Consider the following 18,244-nt stretch of genomic DNA (forward strand, 5'->3'; position numbering starts at 1 on the left):
GTGATGGGTCGGCCTATGACCAGCAGGTCGGCGCCCGCGGCCAGGGCGTCCTCGGGGGTGGCGACGCGGGCCTGGTCCTGGTTGGCGGAGCCGGCGGGGCGGACACCGGGGGTGATGAGCGTGATGCCGGGGCCGACCTCGGCGCGGACCGCGGCGGCCTCCTGCGGGGAGCACACGAGCGCCTGGGCGCCCGCCTCGACGGCGAGGACGGCCAGCCGGCGCACGGCGTCCGGGGCGGGGCCCGCGAGGCCGAGGGCGGTGAGATCGGCCTCGTCGAGGGACGTCAGCACGGTCACCGCGGCGATCTTCACGGTCGGGACGGCCTCGACCGCCGCGCGGATCATCGCGGGCCCGCCGGCGGCGTGCACGGTCAGGTAGGACGGCTTGAGGCGGGCGACGGCGGCGGCGGCGCCGCGGACGGTCGCGGGGATGTCGTGCAGTTTGAGGTCCAGGAAAACCTGGACGCGGCTGGCGCCCCGGACGCTGGCGACGACGTCGGGCCCGTACCGCAGGTAGAGCTCCAGGCCCACTTTGACGGTGGAGACGTGCGGTGTGACCAGGGTGGCCCAGCGCGCGGCCGTCTCCAGGTCGGGCGCGTCCAGCGCGACGGCGATGGGGGCGGTCACAGCTTCTCCTTCTCGGGCTCTTGCGGGCTCACCTGGGGCGGGACGTACCCGGCGGGCTTGTGCGCGAGGCCCACGGCGTCGGCGACGCTCCCGATGCGGCGGGCCGCGAGGGCCTCCTCCAGCTCGCGCAGGACGCGGGGCCCGGCCGACGGGTCGTGGAAGACGGCGGTCCCGACGGCGACGGCGGAGGCGCCGGCGAGGATGAACTCCAGGGCGTCCAGCCCGGTGGCGATGCCGCCGACGCCGACGATGGGCGTGCTGGGCAGCGCGGCGTGCACCTGGTAGACGCAGCGGATCGCGACGGGCCGGACGGCGGGCCCGGACAGGCCGCCCGACACGCCGGTGAGGGCGGGGCGGAGCGTCCGCGGGTCGATCGCCATGGCCTCCATGGTGTTGATGAGCGTGAGGCCGTCCGCGCCCGCGTCGACGCAGGCCAGGGCCACGGTGACGATGTCGGTCACGTCGGGGGCGAGCTTGGCGAAGATGGGGACGCCGGGCCGGGCGTGGTCGCGCACGGCGCGGACGACGGACGCGGCGGCGGCGGGGTGCCAGGCGAACATGCGGCCGCGGTCCTCGACGTTCGTGCAGGCGATGTTGACCTCGATCGCGGCGATGCCCGGGACGTTGCGGAGGCGGCGCCCGAGTTCGCCGTACTCCTCGACGCTGTTGCCGGCGACGGAGACGATCGTGCGGACGTCCTGCTCCATGAGCCACGGAAGGTCGCGTTCCAGGAAATTCTCGACGCCGGGACCGGGGAGCCCCATGGCGGTGAGGAGACCGCTGGGCGTTTCGGTGACCCGAGGTGTGGGCCGCCCCGCGCGCGCTTGCGCCATCACGGACGTGGTGACGAACGCGCCCAGGCGGGTGAGGTCGAAGAACTGGGCGAGCTCCCGTCCCGTCCCCCCGCACCCGGAGGCCGTCATGACGGGGTTGGGAAGCTCCAGGGGCCCGAGTGTGGTCTTGACCCGGTCGCTCACTGCGACCCCCCTTCGGAGACGCTCAGGACGCGCGGCGCACCGAGCGCGTCGAACGGGATGGTTCCGAGGTCGCCCCACCGGACGCGGTCGCCGCGCAGGACGGGGCCGTCCGCGCAGGCGCGCACCATCCGGGTCACGCCGTCGTCGCCGTGGACGGGGAGCATGCACGTCATGCACACGCCGATGCCGCACGCGCCCGTCCGCTGGAGGAACTCCTCGACCGACACCTGCGAGGGCAGGCCGTAGTCGCCGGCGACCTGCGTGACCGATCTGAGCAGGTCCGTGGGGCCGCACCCGTAGACGACGTCGGCGCCGGTCTCCTCGATGACGCGGGGCATGACGTCGCGGACGGTGCCCTTCTCCCCCATCGACCCGTCCTCGGTGGCGACGGTGGAGCTGTCGCCGATGCGCTGCGCCATGCGGGAGCCGAACACCTGCCGGGCGGACGGCCCGCCGAGCACGAAGTGCACCTGGCAGCCGCGCCGCAGCAGGGCGTCGGCGAGGGCGAACATGGCGGCGGCGCCGGGGCCGCCGCCGGCGAGCAGGCAGTTCACCGGGTCGCGGGGCAGCCGGAACGGGCGTCCGAGCGGCCCGACGAGGTCGAGCTGGTCGCGGGAGCGGCGCCCGGCGAGCCAGGCGGTGCCGGGCTCGGTGTCGGCGAACACCAGCTCGACGGTGCCGCCGTAGTCGGACTTGACGTCGTGCACCCCGAAGCAGCGGCGGATCAGCCGGGACGTGTGCTCGCCGCCGACGGCGAGCGCCACGAACTGGCCGGGCCGGAACCGCTCGGCTATGGCCGGGGCCACCAGCGTCAGCGCGTGGTAGTCCTGCACCTGGCGGACCGTCAGAACCGTCCCCGACGTCTGCACCGGTGTGTCGGACACCCGTCTCCCTCTCCTCGTCGCGTGCGCCGGCCGGGCGGGCGCGGCTTTTCGGCCTGGCCCGCCCGCACGGCTTCGGTCACCCGAGCGCCATACTTCCGTCACCGTCCGGTGCCCGCCCGGCGGCGCGCCCGTGCGAGCCGCCGAGCCGCTCGGCGTGCTCCTGGAGGGAGCGGACGCCGACCTGGCCGCCCGCGACGGCCTCGATGCCCTGCACGGCCGCCGCGAGGCCCTGGACGGTCGTCACGCACGGTACGCCCCGCAGCACGGCCGCGGTACGGATCTCGTAGCCGTCGAGCCGCGGCCCGGACTGCCCCGGGCTGCCGAAGGGAGTGTTGACGATGAGGTCGACCTCGCCGTCCAGGACGCGCCGCACGATCGTGGGCTCGCCGGACGGGCCCGGACCCTCGCTGTGCTTGCGCACGATCTTGGCACGCACGCCGTTGCGGCGCAGGACCTCGGCGGTCCCCTCCGTGGCAAGAATCTCAAAGCCCAGGTCAGCGAGGCGCTTGACGGGGAACACCATGTGCCGTTTGTCCCGGTTCGCCACGGCGACGAACGCGCGCCCCTTGGTCGGCAGCGAGCCGTAGGCGGCCTGCTGCGACTTGGCGAAGGCGGTGCCGAACACCTCGTCGATGCCCATGACCTCGCCGGTCGAGCGCATCTCGGGCCCGAGGACGGTGTCGACGCCCTGCCCGCGCTCGTTGCGGAACCGGTCGAACGGCAGGACGGCCTCCTTCACCGCGATCGGCGCGTCCAGCGGCAGGGTCCCGCCGTCGCCCGCCTCGGGCAGCATGCCCTCGGCGCGCAGCCCGGCGATGGTGGCGCCCATCATGACGCGGGCGGCCGCCTTGGCGAGCGGCACGGCCGTCGCCTTCGACACGAACGGGATCGTGCGGGACGCGCGCGGGTTGGCCTCCAGGACGTACAGGACGCCCGCGGAGAGCGCGTACTGGACGTTCATGAGCCCGCGCACCCCCACGCCCTGCGCGAGCGCCTCCGTCGCCTCCCGGATGCGGCGGATGTCGTCGTGCCCGAGGGTGATCGGCGGCAGCGCGCACGCCGAGTCGCCGGAATGGATGCCGGCCTCCTCGATGTGCTCCATGACACCGCCGAGGTACAGCTCCTCGCCGTCGTACAGGGCGTCCACGTCGATCTCGATGGCCTCGTCCAGGAAGCGGTCGACCAGGACGGGGTGTTCGGGGCTCGCTTCGGTGGCGCGGGTCATGTACGCGTCCAGCGTGGCGTCGTCGTACACGATCTCCATGCCGCGCCCGCCGAGGACGTACGACGGGCGCACGAGGACGGGGTAGCCGATCTCGTCGGCGATCTCGCGGGCCTCCTCGTAGGAGGTGGCGGTGCCGTGCTTGGGCGCGAGCAGCCCGGCCCTGTGCAGGACGCGTCCGAACGCGCCGCGCTCCTCCGCGAGGTGGATGCTCTCCGGGGAGGTGCCCACGATCGGGACGCCGGCGTCCTTGAGCTTCTGGGCGAGCCCCAGGGGCGTCTGGCCGCCGAGCTGGACGATGACGCCGGCGACCTCACCGGACTGCTGCTCCGCGTAGACGACCTCTAGGACGTCCTCCAGCGTGAGGGGCTCGAAGTAGAGCCGGTCGGAGGTGTCGTAGTCGGTGGAGACCGTCTCCGGGTTGCAGTTGACCATGACGGTCTCGAAGCCCGCCTCGGCCAGCGTGAACGACGCGTGGACGCAGGAGTAGTCGAACTCGACGCCCTGGCCGATGCGGTTCGGCCCGCTCCCGAGGATGATCACCTTGGGCCTGGTGCCCGGCGGCACCTCGGTCTCCTCGTCGTAGGCCGAGTAGAGGTACGGGGTCTGCGCCTCGAACTCGGCGGCGCAGGTGTCCACGGTGAGGTAGACGGGCCGGATGCCGAGGGCGTGGCGCAGCTCCCTGACGACCGCCTCGGAGAGGTTCCGCAGCTCGCCGATCTGCGCGTCGGAGAACCCGTGGCGCTTGGCGCGCAGCAGCTTGTCCCTGGTGAGCGCGTCGTCGGCGGTGCGGATCTCCTCGGCGATCTCGTTGATGGCGGCGATCTGGTCGAGGAACCAGGGGTCGATGCCGGTCGCCTCGTAGAGCTCCTCGACGGTGGCTCCGGCCCAGAGCGCGCGTTGGACGTCCTTGAGCCGTCCGTCATGCGGGCGCCTGGCCGACTCGGTCAGCGCCCCGGCGTCCAGGCTTGCGGGCCCGGCCGTGCCCGCCCAGCCGAACGACGAGCCCTTCTGCTCCAGCGACCGCAGGGCCTTCTGCAGGGCCTCGGTGAAGCAGCGCCCGATGGCCATGGCCTCGCCCACCGACTTCATGTGCGTGGTGAGCGTGCCGTCCGCGCCGGGGAACTTCTCGAACGCGAACCGGGGCACCTTCACCACGACGTAGTCGAGCGTGGGCTCGAACGACGCGGGCGTCTCGCGGGTGATGTCGTTCGGGATCTCGTCCAGCGTGTACCCGATCGCCAGCTTCGCCGCGATCTTGGCGATCGGGAAGCCGGTGGCCTTGGACGCCAGCGCCGACGACCGCGACACCCGCGGGTTCATCTCGATGACGATCATCCGGCCGGTGCCGGGGTGGACGGCGAACTGGATGTTGCAGCCGCCGGTGTCGACGCCGACCTCGCGGATCACCGCGATCGCGACGTCGCGCATGTTCTGGTACTCGCGGTCGGTCAGCGTCAGCGCGGGCGCGACCGTGATCGAGTCGCCGGTGTGCACGCCCATCGGGTCGAGGTTCTCGATCGAGCACACGATCACCACGTTGTCGTGGCGGTCGCGCATGACCTCCAGCTCGTACTCCTTCCAGCCGAGGATCGACTCCTCCAGGAGCACCTCGCTGGTCGGCGACGCGTCGAGGCCCGTCCCGGCCATGCGGCGCAGGTCGTCCTCGTCGTGGGCGAAGCCGGATCCGGCGCCGCCCATCGTGAACGACGGACGCACGACGACCGGGTAGCCCAGCTCCCCCGCCGCGGCGAGGCAGTCCTCCATCGAGTGGCAGATGCGCGACCGCGCGGACTCGGCGTTCAGGCCCCGCTCGCGCGCGACCTTGGCGACGACGTCCTTGAACTTCTCGCGGTTCTCCCCCGCCTGGATCGCGTCCACGTCGGCGCCGATCAGCTCGACGCCGTACTTGGCGAGGACGCCGCCCTCGTAGAGCGCGATGGCGGTGTTCAGGGCCGTCTGGCCGCCGAGCGTGGGCAGCAGCGCGTCCGGCCGCTCCTTCGCGATGATCTTCTCGACGACCTCGGGGGTGATCGGCTCGACATAGGTGGCGTCGGCGAACTCGGGGTCGGTCATGATCGTGGCCGGGTTGCTGTTGACCAGCGTCACCCGCAGGCCCTCGGCCCTGAGCACCCGGCACGCCTGGGTGCCGGAGTAGTCGAACTCGCACGCCTGGCCGATGACGATCGGCCCGGAGCCGATGACCAGGACGGACTTCAGTTCTTCGCGGCGCGGCATTACCTCGACGCCTCCATCTGCTCGCAGAAACGCTCGAAGAGCCCGGACGCGTCGTGCGGACCGGCCGCGGCCTCCGGGTGGTACTGGACGCTGAACGCCGGACGTTCCAGGAGTCTCAGCCCTTCCACACAGCCGTCGTTGAGGTTGACGTGGGTGACCTCACCCGGGCCGTAGGGCGTGTCGAACGTGCCGTCCGCGGGGGCGTCCACCGCGAACCCGTGGTTGTGGGCCGAGATGTGGACCCTGCCGGTCGCCCGGTCCTGCACGGGCTGGTTGATGCCCCGGTGGCCGAACCGCAGCTTGTACGTCCCGAGGCCGAGCGCGCGGCCGAAGATCTGGTTGCCGAAGCAGATGCCGAAGAACGGGGTCCGGGAGTCGAGGACGCCTTTGAGCGCCTCCACCGCGTAGCCCGCGGCGGCGGGGTCTCCGGGGCCGTTGGAGAAGAACACGCCGTCCGGGCGGAGGGCGAGGATCTCCTCGGCCGTGCTCGCCGCCGGCAGGACGTGCACCTCGCACCCCCGGACGGCCAGCCGGTGCGGGGTCATCGCCTTGATGCCGAGGTCCACGGCCGCGACGGTGTAGCGCTTGTCCCCCTGCGCCGGGACGATGTACGGCTCGGTGGTCGACACGTCCCGCGCGAGGTCGGCGCCCTCCATCGAGGGGCTCCGCCGCACCCGCTCCAGCAGGGCGTCCTCGCCGGGCGCGACCGCGGCCGCGCCGCTGAAGACGCCCGCGCGCATCGCGCCCCGGTCGCGCAGGTGCCGCGTCAGCGCACGCGTGCCGGGGATGGAGATGCCCACCACTCCCTGCTCGCGCAGCGCCGACCCCAGCGACCCGGTGGCGCGCCAGCTGGACGCCACACGCGCGGGCTCACGCACCACATAGCCGGCCACCTGGATCCGGTCCGACTCGGGGTCGTGGCCGTTGATGCCGGTGTTGCCTATGTGGGGGGACGTCATGGCCACGATCTGGCGGGCGTACGAGGGGTCGGTGAGCGTCTCCTGGTAGCCGGTCATCCCGGTGTTGAAGACCATCTCGCCGAAGGTCTCCCCCTCGGCGCCGTACGCGGCCCCGCGGAACACCCTGCCGTCTTCCAGAACGAGCAGAGCAAAGTTCATTGGAGCTTCCCTTCGAGGACGGTCGGCTGGCCGCGCAGGAACGTCGCGGCGACCCGGCCGGGCAGCTCCAGCCCCGCGAACGGGGTGTTGCGGCTCTTGGAGGTCATGGCGGACGGGTCCACGGCGCGGCGGGGCGACGGGTCGTACAGCGTGATGTTGGCGGGCGAGCCTGCCTCGATCGGACGACCCTGTCCGGAAAGGCGGCCGATGCGGGCGGGGACGGCCGACATGCGGGCGGCGACCCCGGCCCAGTCGAGCAGCCCTGTCTCGACCATGGCCTCGTGGACGACCGGCAGCGCCGTCTCCAGGCCGATCATGCCCATCGCGGCGACCGCCCACTCGGTCTCCTTGGCCTCGACCGGGTGCGGGGCGTGGTCGGTGGCGACGCAGTCGATGGTCCCGTCCGCGAGGGCGTGCCGCAGCGCGGTGACGTCGTCGGCGGTGCGCAGCGGCGGGTTGACCTTGAAGATCGGGTCGTAGGAGCCGGCGCGGGCGTCGTCCAGCAGCAGGTGGTGGGGGGTGACCTCGGCGGTCACCGGGCAGCCCTTGCTCTTGGCCCACCGGATGATCTCCACCGAGCCGGCCGTGGACACGTGGCACACGTGCAGCCGCGACCCGACGTGCTGGGCGAGCAGCACGTCCCGGGCGATGATCGCCTCCTCGGCGACGGCGGGCCAGCCCCGCAGGCCGAGCGCGGCGGACATCTCGCCCTCGTTCATCTGCGCGCCCTCGGTCAGGCGGGGCTCCTGCGCGTGCTGGGCGACGACGCCGTCGAACGCCTTCACGTACTCCAGCGCCCTGCGCATGATGACCGCGTCCGACACGCAGTGCCCGTCGTCGGAGAAGACCCGTACCCGGGCGGCGGAGTCGGCCATCGCGCCCAGTTCGGCGAGCTGCTCCCCGGCGATGCTCCGGGTGACCGCCCCGACGGGCTGGACGTCGCAGTATCCGGCCTCGCGCCCCAGGCGCCATACCTGCTCGACCACGCCGGCCGTGTCGGCGACGGGGTCGGTGTTGGCCATGGCGTGGACGGCGGTGTATCCGCCCATGGCGGCCGCCTTCGTCCCTGACTCGACGGTCTCGGCGTCCTCCCGGCCGGGCTCGCGCAGATGGGTGTGCAGGTCCACGAGGCCGGGCAGGGCTATGAGCCCTTCGGCGTCGATGGTCTGCGCTCCACCCGCGTCCAGCGCGGACCCCACCTCGGCGATGACGCCGTCGCGCACCAGGATGTCGGCGCCCTCCGCACCGAGAACGCGCACGCCCTTGATGATGTACGTCACTGGGAGACCTCCTGGCCGATGGCGGGCTCGGAGCCCCCGAGCAGCAGATAGAGGACGGCCATCCGGGCGCTGACTCCGTTGGCGACCTGGTCGACGATGGTGGAACGGACGGAGTCGGCGACCTCCGCGGCGATCTCGACGCCGCGGTTCATCGGCCCCGGGTGCATGACGATGGCGTGGTCGGGAAGCTCCGCCATGCGCTCGACGTCCAGGCCGTAGCGGCGGCTGTACTCGCGCACGCTCGGGAAGTAGGAGGCGTTCATCCGCTCCTGCTGCACGCGCAGCATCATGATGACGTCGCTCTTGGGGAGCACCCCGTCGAGGTCGTAGGAGACCGAGCACGGCCAGGCGTCGACCGCGACGGGCAGCAGCGTCGGCGGCGCGACCACGGTGACGTCGGCGCCGAGCGTGTCGAGCAGCAGGACGTTGGATCGTGCCACCCGGCTGTGCAGGACGTCGCCCACGATCGTGACCTTGCGGCCCTCCAGGTCGCCGAGGCGCTGGCGCATGGTGAACGCGTCCAGGAGGGCCTGTGTCGGGTGCTCGTGCGTGCCGTCGCCGGCGTTGACCACGCTTCCCTGCACCCAGCCCGCCAGCCGGTGCGGCGCGCCCGAGGCGCCGTGCCGGATGACGACGCCGTCCGCGCCCATCGCCTCCAGCGTGAGCGCGGTGTCCTTCAGGCTCTCGCCCTTGGAGACGCTCGATCCCTTGACGGAGAAGTTGATGACGTCCGCGGACAGCCGCTTGGCGGCGGCCTCGAACGAGATGCGGGTGCGCGTGGAGTCCTCGAAGAACAGGTTGACGACCGTCCGGCCGCGCAGCGTCGGCAGCTTCTTGATGGAGCGGCCGGCGATCTGCGCGAGCTCCTCGGCCGTGTCGAGGACGAGCAGCGCGTCGTCGCGGCTCAGGTCGGCGGCGGAGATCAGATGGCGGTTCATACGGCACTCCCCGTCGGGCCGGGCGCGGGTCCCGCCACCGGCCCCACCACGGGCCCCACCACGGGCCCCAGCAGCACGGCGTCGCGCCCGTCGTTCTCGTCCAGCAGGACCTTGACGGTCTCGCGCATCGAGGTGGGCAGGTTCTTGCCCACGTAGTCGGCGCGGATCGGCAGCTCCCGGTGCCCGCGGTCGACCAGCACGGCCAGCTGGACGGCCCGCGGCCGCCCGAGGTCGTTGACGGCGTCCAGCGCGGCGCGGACCGTCCGCCCGGAGAACAGGACGTCGTCGACCAGGACGACGACGCGGTCGTCGATCCCCCCGGAGGGCAGCTCGGTGCGGCCGAGCGCGCGGGCGGGCCGCATCCGCAGGTCGTCCCGGTACATCGTCACGTCGAGCGAGCCCCAGGGCACCGGGCGGCCCTCGACCTCGCGCAGCGCCCCCGCCAGCCGCTCGGCCAGCGTCACGCCGCGGGTCTGGATGCCGAGCAGCAGGACGTCGTGACCGCCCTTGGTCCGCTCGAGGATCTCGTGTGCGATGCGGGTCAGCGCGCGCCTGATGTCCGGTCCCTCCAGAACGGCCTTGGGCCGGGGGTCACCGTCCGCCACACGCGCCCCCGCAGGCTGTTCCGGCCTGGAGGCAGCATTCACCACCGAAACCTCCTTTCCCGCCTCACTGGACGGGCCTTAAAGGACGTCTTGTCTCCCACACGGTAGCAGCAGAGGCGGACCGCGCCGCACCCGGACCGGTCCACGTCTTCGCAGGTGAGAGGCATCACACTCGACCGGCCGGCGGGCCGCGGATCGGCCGCGTGACCGGCCGTGCACGCCGTGCCCGCAGGGCCTGCGGACGATCCGGACCGTCCGGATCGAGTCCGGCGGATTCGACCGCTTTTTTCCAATCAGCTTGACCTAGGGCCTTCTCCGTTTTACCGTCACTGTCCGTAACCATCCCTGGGGACAGGCTCCTGTGGCGCAATGGCCCCGCAGAACTGTCCCCCTCCGGTGGAACACCGGAGTCCGACGACGACGAAAGTGAGCCTGGGGGCCGCACAATGCCGTCTGAATACGCTAAGGCTCTCGGCGCGCGCCTGCGCGCCATCCGCACCCAGCAGGGCCTGTCCCTGCACGGCGTGGAGGAGAAGTCACGCGGCCGCTGGAAGGCCGTCGTCGTGGGTTCGTACGAGCGGGGCGACCGCGCCGTCACCGTTCAGAAGCTGGCCGAGCTCGCCGATTTCTATGGCGTGCCGGTTTCCGAGTTGCTGCCCGGCGGAGCCGCGCCGAGCCCGCTCGGGCCTACACCCAAGCTCGTGATCGATCTAGAGCGGTTGCAGCAGCTTCCGAAAGACAAGGCCGGTCCACTCGCCCGTTACGCCGCGACGATTCAGAGCCAGCGGGGCGACTACAACGGAAAGGTCCTGTCCATCCGCCAGGAAGACCTGCGTTCACTCGCGGTCATCTATGACAAGTCCCCGACGGAGCTGACCGAAGAGCTCATCGGCTGGGGCGTCCTCGACCCGGAGGCGCGCCGCGCCGTCGAGTCGTTCTGATAGATCACGCACCACCCCCGCTACACCGCACCATCGAGACGGGGCCCGGCACCGCGCCGGGCCCCGTTCCGCGTCCCGGCCGTGATCAACGCTTCACCGCGACGGGTGCGGAGCGCGGCGCGTCCGCCAGACGCGCGGCGGCCGGGCGCCTTCGCCGCGGGACGAGCAGGGCCAGGGGGACGACGAGGGCGATGACGGCGGCGCTCATCGCGAAACCCGCGGTGTAGCCGCCTTCGCCGGGGACCGCGACGAGGATGAGGGCGCTGACCTGGGGCCCGAGGGACGCGCCGACCGTCCGGATGAGGGTGTTGACGCCGGTGGCCACGCCGGTCTCGCTCGCGGGGACGGCGGCGACGATGAGGTTCGCGACGGCCGCGTAGGCGAAGCCCAGGCCGATGCCCCTGGCCAGGCCGCCGGCGTAGAGGTGCCACATGTCCTCGTGCTGGACGGCCACGAACGCGTAGCCGAGCCCCGTCATCACCGCCCCGCCGAGGAGGACCGTGCGGGACCCGATCCGCCGGTCGAGGAGTCCCGCCGTCATTCCGGCGGCCGTCATGCCGATGCTGGCGGGCAGCTGCAGCAGGGCCGCCTGGGTGGCCGTACCGCCGAAGCCGTAGCCGGTGTCCTCCGGGAGCTGGACGAGCAGCGGGAACAGGAGCCCGCCCGCCATGAGCGCGTAGCCGGCCAGCAGCGACGCGGCGTGCGCCGTCCAGACGCCGCGCGCCCGCATCTGCCGCAGGTCGATCAGGGGCTCGGTGACCCGGCCCTCCACCCACAGCCAGGCGGCGAAGGCCACGAGCGAGACGGCGAGCAGGCCGAGGACGCCCGGGGACGTCCAGCCCCATTCCATGCCCTGGGTGATCGCGGTGAGGGCGGCGACCAGCCAGGCGGCGAAGAGGGCGGCGCCCCACCAGTCGACCCTGGCGGCGACGCGGCGCTCCGGTCTTGGAACGATCCACCAGGCGAGGGCCAGACCGGGCACCAGGCCGGCGACCGGCACCCAGAGCAGCCACCGCCACCCCAGGAAGTCGATGATCGGCCCGGCCAGGCACCAGGAGACCGCCCCGCCGAGGCCCAGCATGGACGACATGAGCCCCACCGCCGAGGCCCTCTTGGCGGGCGGGACGACGTCCCTGATGATCGTGTACGCCAGCGGGAAGACGCCGCTGCCGATGCCGCTGAGGGCGCGCCCGGCCAGCATGACCGGTACCGTCCACGCCACGGCGGCGACGACCATGCCCGCGGTGGCGACCGCGAGGACGGCCAGCAGGACGCGCCGCGCGCCGTACAGGTCCCCCAGGCGCCCGATCACCGGCGTGGCGACCGCCGCGGACAGCGTCATCGCGGTGAGCGCCCACGCGGCGCCGGCGGGCGTGGTGTCCAGCCCCTCCTGGATCTGCGGCAGCGCGGGCGTCACGACGGCCATGGACAGCGAGTAGGCCATCACGCCGAGGAAGGCGAGCAGCGGTACCAGCCCCCGCCCGCCGCGCGCCACCACCGAGACCTCCCTTTAGTTCGCAAGCCTAACAATCTCACATGGCCGCGAAAAAGCCCCGGGAAGGCCCCGCGCCACAACCGGTCAGGGTTCTCCGGCCACGCGGCGGGTGCGGAGGGCGTCCGCTTCGTGCGGGGAGAGGGAGAGGACGGTCTGGAGGATCTCGTCGGTGTGCTGGCCCAGGGCCGGGGCCAGGGTCGGCGGCGGGGACGTCCCGCCCAGGCGGAGCGGGGAGCCCGGGGCCAGGTGCGCGCCTACGCCGGGCTGGTCCAGTTCGGCCATGAGGGGTTCGGTGTCCAGGCCGGCGGCCAGCTCCGTGAAGTCGCGGTAGCGGGAACAGAGGACGGACGTGCCCTTCAGGGCGTCCTCGGCCTGCTCGCAGGTGCGGGACGCGAACCAGGGCGCCAGGACGCCCGCGAGTGCCTCGCGGTAGGTGTAGCGGTCTCCCGCCTGACGGAAGTCGGCGTCGAGGGCGCGTTCCAGGGCCGCGGTCACTTCGCCGAGGCCGGTGGCCTGCACCAGGTCGCGCCAGTGGCGGGGGGTGAGGGTGACGACCATGACGCGGCCGTCGGCGGTGGCGAAGTCGCGGCCGAAGTCGCCGAAGAGGTTGTTGCCCAGCCGCGGGCGTACGCCGCCCAGCTGGGCCTCGGCGAGGTAGCCGAGGTTCCCGGCCGTGGCCAGGGCCACGTCCTCCAGCGCCACGTGGAGGCTCTGGCCTTCGCCCGTGCGCAGGCGGTGCCGTTCGGCCGCCAGCAGGCCGATGGTCAGGTAGAGGCCGCACGCGATGTCCCAGGCGGGAAGCGCATGGTTGACGGGGGCGGTCTGGTCGGACGGGCCCGTGACGGACGGGAAGCCCATGCCGGCGTTCACCGTGTAGTCGACGGCGTTGCCTCCGTCCCGGCGGCCCTGGAGCTGGACGTGAATCAGGTCGGGCCGCCTGTCCCGCAGCGCCTCGTAGGTGAGCCCGTCGCGTGGTGGGGCGTTGGTCAGGACGATGCCGCTCTCGGCGACGAGATCAGCGACCAGTCCACGGCCCTCTGGGGAACGCAGGTCGGCGGTGAGGGACCGCTTGCCCTTGTTGAGCCCGGCCCAGTACAGGCTCCGGCCGGACGGTGCGAGCGGCCAGCGGTCGATGTCGGGGCCGCCGCCGATCTGGTCGACACGGATGACGTCCGCGCCGAGCTGGGCGAGCGTCATCCCGCCCAGCGGCACGGCGACGAAGCTGGACAGCTCCACCACGCGCATCCCGGCGAGCGGGAGTGGTCCCGTCATGGGGCGATCTCGATGAGGGAGCGCGCACCGTGCCCGGCCCGCATCCGGTCGAACGCCTCGGCGACGCCGTCCAGACCGATGCGGTGGGTGACCAGGGTGGACAGGTCGAGCCGTCCCGCCTCGATCTCCTCCGCGAGCCGCGGGACGTCCCGGTCGGGGTCGGACGAGCCGTAGACCGAACTGGTCAGCCGCCGGTTGAAGTGGAACAGCTCCAGGGCGTTGAAGTTCGTCGAGTCGTCGCGGGCCCCGACGCCGACGACCGTGCACTGCCCGCCGCGGCGCACCGACTGCCACGCCGTCCGGATCAGGTCCGCCTTGCCGACGCATTCGAAGGCGTGGTCGGCGCCGCGTCCCTCGGTCAGGGCGCGGACCTGCTTGGCCAGTTTGGGGTCCGCTTCGAGGTAGTGCGTTGCGCCCGCCGTCGTCGCCAGTTCTTCCTTTTCGGTGCCTCGGTCCACGGCGATGATGGTTCCGGCACCGGCGAGGCGCGCTCCCATGACGGTCGACAACCCGATGCCGCCCAGGCCGATGACCAGCACCGACTGCCCTTCACGAACCTGGGCGGTGTTGCGGACGGCGCCGATGCCCGTGAGCACGGCGCAGCCGAGGAGCGCCCCCAGGTCGAGCGGGGCGGACGCGGGCAGCGGCACGACCGAGCGCTCCGGGGCGACCAGCTCTTCGGCGAACCCGCCGACGCCCATGCACGCGTAGAGTTCGGCGCCGTCCAGGGTGGCGCCGGACGCAGGGCTCATGGCCCCCTCCACGGCGCTGCACAGCCACGGCTCGTCCTGCCGGCAGAACCAGCACTCGCCGCAGGCGGCGGCCCAGTTCAGCACGACGCGGTCGCCGGCCCGCACCTTCGTCACGTCCGCGCCCACCTCGGCGACCGTCCCCGCGGCCTCGTGTCCGAGGACGAGCGGGAACTTCGGCGCGAGCGTGCCGTTGATCATCGACAGGTCGGAGTGGCACACCCCGGCCGCCGCCACCCGGACCCGGACGTCACCGGGGCCGACCGGGGGCAGCTCGATGTCACGGACCCGCGGCGGCGCGTCCGGTTCGGTGGCGACGACGGCCTTGACCATGGTGTTCTCCTCGGCTAACGGTTCAGCGGGCGTCTGACATGCAGGTTCATACGATGTCTTGAGTGATCTCGGTTGCGTTGAGTGGTTTCGTCGGTGCGTACCGCTACAATTGTGGCCGTGAAGATCGTGGTGCAGGTGAAGCTGCTGCCGTCGCCCGAGCAGGCGGCGGCGCTGGCGGCGACTCTGCACGCTGTCAACACGGCCGCGAGCCAGGTGTCGGCCGCCGCGTTCGGCCGGTTCGGGCTCAAGGGCCGGGTGTTCGACCTGCGCCGCGCGTGCTACGGCGACCTCAAGGCCGCCGGTCTGGGTGCGCAAGCGGCCCAGCATGTGATCAAACGCGTCGTTGACGCCTACACCACGCTGCGCGGCCAGATCAAGGCCGGGCGGCTGGGCGCGGATGGCTCGCCGCGCCGGATCAAGGCCACCTCCAAGCCGATCGTCTTCCGCCGGGACGCGGCGCACACTTACGATGACCGAAACCTGTCGTGGCGAGTCGACGCCCGCACCGTGTCGATCTGGACCGTGCAGGGCCGGTTGAAGGACGTGGCATTCACCGGTTCGCCCACGCAGCTCAGGACCCTCGCAGAGCACCGCCAGGGCGAATCGGACCTGCTCTACCGGGGCGGGAAGTGGTTCCTGGCCGCCACCTGCGACATCCCCGAAAAGCCGCTCAACGGCGACCCGCGCGACTGGATCGGCGTGGACCGCGGGATCGCCAACCTCGCCTCTACCTCCGATGGGGTCAACCATCAGGGCCGAGGACTGGAGCGCTACCGGCGGAGCATGGCGCGAGTGCGGGCCGAGTTGCAGGCCAAGGGCACCCGGTCGGCCAAGCGCAAGCTGAAGAACAGGGCGCGCCGGGAGGCTCGGCACGCCACTCACATCAACCATGCCATCGCGAAGACGGTGGTGGCCGATGCCGAACGCACCGGTCGCGGGATCGCCCTCGAAAAGCTCGACGGCATCGGTGACCGGACAAGGGTTCCACGGCACCAGCGGGCCACCCACTCGTCCTGGCCGTTCCGCCAGCTCGGAGAATTCCTCCGCTACAAGGCCCTCCGCGCTGGCGTACCAGTGATCGAGGTGGACGCGCACTACACCTCCCAGACCTGCCCGCGCTGCGGGCACAGGTCCCGCAAGAACCGTCCCACCCGGGACGACTTCTCGTGCGCCGTGTGCGGGCTCGCTGGCCCCGCCGACCACATCGCCGCCGTGAACGTCCAAAGACGCGCACGAACGGCGTGGGTGCTCGTCAACGCGCCCCATGCGACCGTGTCACCGTCCTCTCCGTCAGGGGCAGTCACGAGTTGCAAGCCTGGCTCTTCAGGGCCGGGCCGTTGACAGCTGGATGGACTTGAGCTCGGTGAACTCGTCGAATCCGAAGCGGCCGAGCTCGCGGCCGAGGCCGGACTGCTTGTAGCCGCCGAACGGGGCCAGGGGGTTGTAGGCGCCGCCGTTGACGTCGATGGAGCCCGTCCTCACCTGGCGGGCGAACGCGACCGCGCGATCCTGGTCGTCGGCCCACACCGCCCCCGCGAGCCCGTAGCGGGAGTTGTTCGCGATCCGGAGCGCCTCGTCCTCGTCCCGGAACGGGATGACCGACAGCACCGGCCCGAAGATCTCCTCCTGCGCGACGGTCGCGTCCTGGTCGACATCGGCCAGGACGGTCGCGGAGACGTAGTGGCCGCGGTCGGCACCGTCGGGTGTGGCGGTTCCGCCGGTGACGATCCGCGCGCCCTCGGCGACGCCGGTGTCGATGAAGCCGCGCACCCGGTCGAGCTGGGCCTTGGACACCATCGGGCCCAGCTTGGTGGACGGGTCGAGCGGATCTCCGGGGACGAAGCCCTCCGCGAAGCCCTTGGCCAGGTCGAGGGCCTGCTCGTAGAGGTCCTGGTGGACGAGCATCCGCGTCCAGGCCGTGCACGTCTGGCCGCCGTTCAGGAACGCGTTGGAGACGCCGACCTTCACGGCGGTCTTGACGTCGGCGTCGTCCAGGATGACGTTCGCGGACTTGCCGCCCAACTCCAGCGCGACCTTCTTGACGGTCCCGGCGGCCAGCTCGGCGACCCGGGACCCGGCCCGCACCGAGCCGGTGAACGACACCATGTCGACCTCGGGGTGGGTGGCGAGCGCCTCGCCGACGACCGGGCCGTAGCCGGGGACGAGGTTGACCACGCCGGCGGGCAGCCCGGCCTCGTGGACGGCGTCCATCAGCTCGTAGGCGACCAGCGGGGCGATCTCGCTCGGCTTGATCACGATGGTGCAGCCGGCCGCGAGCGCGGGGGCGAGCTTGCAGGTGATCTGGTGCAGCGGGTAGTTCCACGGCGTGATCGCGGCGACGACGCCGGCCGGCTCCCGGACGATCAGGGAGTTGCCGGTGCGCTCGTCGGGGATGCCGCCGGCGATCATCTCGGCGTATCCGGCGACCACGGTCTGCGGCAGCTTCGCCTGGATGCGGGTCGCGATGCGCATCGGCGTGCCGACCTCGCTCGCGATCGTCCGCGCGATGGCCTCCTCGCGGCTCGCCAGCGCGTCGTGGAGGCGGCCGAGGAGCTCCGAACGCTCCTTGTACGACGTGGCCGACCAGGCCGGCAGCGCGGCGCGGGCGGCCCGGACGGCGCGGTCGGCGTCCTCGGCGGTGCCCTCGGGCACGGTGGCGAGGGTCTGCTCCGTCGCGGGGTTCTCGACGGCGATGACCCCGCCGCCCAGCGGGCTGGTCCACGCTCCGTCGATGTAGAGGGCGTCTCGGTCGCGCACAGCGGCTCCTCGCGGTGGATGTCGGCGGATTCTATAGAATATGGCACCCGCTCCCCGCGGGTCGCGCGCCCCCGCCCGGCGCGGCGGGCCGCGCGGTCTCCCGACGATAGGCTCACGTCGTTCCGGCTAGCAGAGCGGGGGGAGACCATGCCCGTCGGCCAGGTGTCGGAGGCCGGGCGCGATCCCGTGCTGCACGGCAGGCACCAGCTCAGCGAGATGGTCGCCTCCCACGTCCGCGAGGCCATCATGATCGGTGAGCTGCGCGCCCCGGACTACGTCCGCACCGAGCATCTGGCCGCCGAACTGGGCATCAGCGCGACCCCCGTGCGGGAGGCGCTGATGATCCTGCACAGCGAGGGCGCCGTCCGCTGGGAGCCGCGCCGCGGCTTCCGCGTGCTGCCCATCACCGCGCAGGACGTCGCCGACCTGTTCGACGTGCAGGCCTACATCGCCGGGGAACTCGCCGCCCGCGCCGCCGGCGCCCTGGACGGCGCCGAGATCGAGCGCCTCCAGCAGGTCCAGGCCCGCCTGGAGGCCGCCGCCCGCGAACGGGACGCCGAACAGGTCGACCGGCTCAACCACGAGATCCACCGGACGATCAACCGCTCCTCGGGCTCGTCCCGGATGGCGTCCCTGCTCGGCCTGACCGTCCACTACGTCCCGCTGGGCTTCTTCGGCGCCATCGAGGGCTGGGCGGAGGCTTCGGCGCACGAACACTCCGCCGTCTTCGACGCCCTGCGCGCCCGCGACCCCGCCGCCGCCCGCGCCGCCATGGCCGGCCACATCAGGCACATCGGCCGCCTCCTGAT

General features: G+C 72.4%; 15 protein-coding genes. 3 read left to right on the forward strand and 12 right to left on the reverse strand.

The window, feature by feature from the left end:
- From pyrF to pyrR, 8 genes are all read right to left on the reverse strand, one after another.
- A partial coding sequence (gene pyrF / locus E1285_RS33800) for an orotidine-5'-phosphate decarboxylase (RefSeq protein ID WP_132158650.1) occupies positions 1-626 on the reverse strand: 626 nt, incomplete at its 3' end.
- Complete coding sequence (locus E1285_RS33805) at positions 623-1,603, reverse strand: dihydroorotate dehydrogenase (RefSeq protein ID WP_132158651.1); 981 nt, start codon at positions 1,601-1,603, stop codon at positions 623-625. The genes pyrF and E1285_RS33805, both read right to left, overlap by 4 nt.
- The gene (locus E1285_RS33810; protein ID WP_132158652.1) at positions 1,600-2,487 is read right to left on the reverse strand and encodes a dihydroorotate dehydrogenase electron transfer subunit; all 888 of its coding nucleotides are present in this window, start codon (positions 2,485-2,487) and stop codon (positions 1,600-1,602) included. The genes E1285_RS33805 and E1285_RS33810 overlap by 4 nt, the downstream gene beginning before the upstream one ends.
- Positions 2,488-2,563: 76 nt before the next feature.
- The gene (gene carB / locus E1285_RS33815; protein ID WP_132158653.1) at positions 2,564-5,947 is read right to left on the reverse strand and encodes a carbamoyl-phosphate synthase large subunit; all 3,384 of its coding nucleotides are present in this window, start codon (positions 5,945-5,947) and stop codon (positions 2,564-2,566) included.
- A complete protein-coding gene (gene carA / locus E1285_RS33820) occupies positions 5,947-7,065 on the reverse strand; it encodes a glutamine-hydrolyzing carbamoyl-phosphate synthase small subunit (protein WP_132158654.1) in 1,119 nt (372 codons plus the stop codon). The genes carB and carA overlap by 1 nt, the downstream gene beginning before the upstream one ends.
- The gene (locus tag E1285_RS33825; RefSeq protein ID WP_132158655.1) at positions 7,062-8,345 is read right to left on the reverse strand and encodes a dihydroorotase; all 1,284 of its coding nucleotides are present in this window, start codon (positions 8,343-8,345) and stop codon (positions 7,062-7,064) included. The genes carA and E1285_RS33825 overlap by 4 nt, the downstream gene beginning before the upstream one ends.
- Complete coding sequence (locus E1285_RS33830; RefSeq protein WP_132158656.1) at positions 8,342-9,283, reverse strand: aspartate carbamoyltransferase catalytic subunit; 942 nt, start codon at positions 9,281-9,283, stop codon at positions 8,342-8,344. The genes E1285_RS33825 and E1285_RS33830 overlap by 4 nt, the downstream gene beginning before the upstream one ends.
- Positions 9,280-9,888, reverse strand: a complete 609-nt coding sequence (gene pyrR / locus E1285_RS33835) for a bifunctional pyr operon transcriptional regulator/uracil phosphoribosyltransferase PyrR (protein ID WP_243723237.1) — start codon at positions 9,886-9,888, stop codon at positions 9,280-9,282. The genes E1285_RS33830 and pyrR overlap by 4 nt, the downstream gene beginning before the upstream one ends.
- Positions 9,889-10,334: 446 nt before the next feature.
- Between pyrR and E1285_RS33840 the strand changes: the two genes are divergently transcribed.
- Positions 10,335-10,829, forward strand: coding sequence for a transcriptional regulator (locus E1285_RS33840; protein ID WP_021597992.1), 495 nt, complete (start codon positions 10,335-10,337; stop codon positions 10,827-10,829).
- A gap of 85 nt (positions 10,830-10,914) precedes the next feature.
- Here E1285_RS33840 and E1285_RS33845 read toward each other — a convergent pair whose 3' ends face one another.
- The 3 genes from E1285_RS33845 to E1285_RS33855 form a co-directional block, all read right to left on the reverse strand.
- A complete protein-coding gene (locus E1285_RS33845; protein WP_243723235.1) occupies positions 10,915-12,327 on the reverse strand; it encodes an MFS transporter in 1,413 nt (470 codons plus the stop codon).
- An 81-nt stretch (positions 12,328-12,408) separates the two neighbouring features.
- Positions 12,409-13,596: a CoA transferase gene (locus E1285_RS33850; protein ID WP_132158657.1), complete on the reverse strand. Its 1,188-nt coding sequence runs from the start codon at positions 13,594-13,596 to the stop codon at positions 12,409-12,411.
- Positions 13,593-14,678 carry a Zn-dependent alcohol dehydrogenase gene (locus E1285_RS33855; protein WP_132158658.1) on the reverse strand — a complete coding sequence of 362 codons (1,086 nt, stop codon included), beginning with the start codon at positions 14,676-14,678 and terminating at the stop codon, positions 13,593-13,595. Before E1285_RS33855 ends, E1285_RS33850 begins: the two co-directional genes overlap by 4 nt.
- Positions 14,679-14,759: 81 nt before the next feature.
- On the opposite strand from E1285_RS33855, the gene E1285_RS33860 reads away from it, so the two are divergent.
- A complete protein-coding gene (locus E1285_RS33860) occupies positions 14,760-16,019 on the forward strand; it encodes a transposase (protein ID WP_243723236.1) in 1,260 nt (419 codons plus the stop codon).
- Here the strand turns inward: E1285_RS33860 and E1285_RS33865 are convergent.
- The gene (locus tag E1285_RS33865) at positions 16,002-17,435 is read right to left on the reverse strand and encodes an aldehyde dehydrogenase family protein (protein ID WP_132158659.1); all 1,434 of its coding nucleotides are present in this window, start codon (positions 17,433-17,435) and stop codon (positions 16,002-16,004) included. The two genes, E1285_RS33860 and E1285_RS33865, sit on opposite strands and share 18 nt — an antisense overlap.
- A gap of 147 nt (positions 17,436-17,582) precedes the next feature.
- Here E1285_RS33865 and E1285_RS33870 point away from each other — a divergent pair.
- A partial coding sequence (locus E1285_RS33870; protein ID WP_132158660.1) for a GntR family transcriptional regulator occupies positions 17,583-18,244 on the forward strand: 662 nt, incomplete at its 3' end.

Source organism: Actinomadura sp. 7K507 (assembly GCF_004348425.1).
Taxonomy (GTDB): domain Bacteria; phylum Actinomycetota; class Actinomycetes; order Streptosporangiales; family Streptosporangiaceae; genus Spirillospora.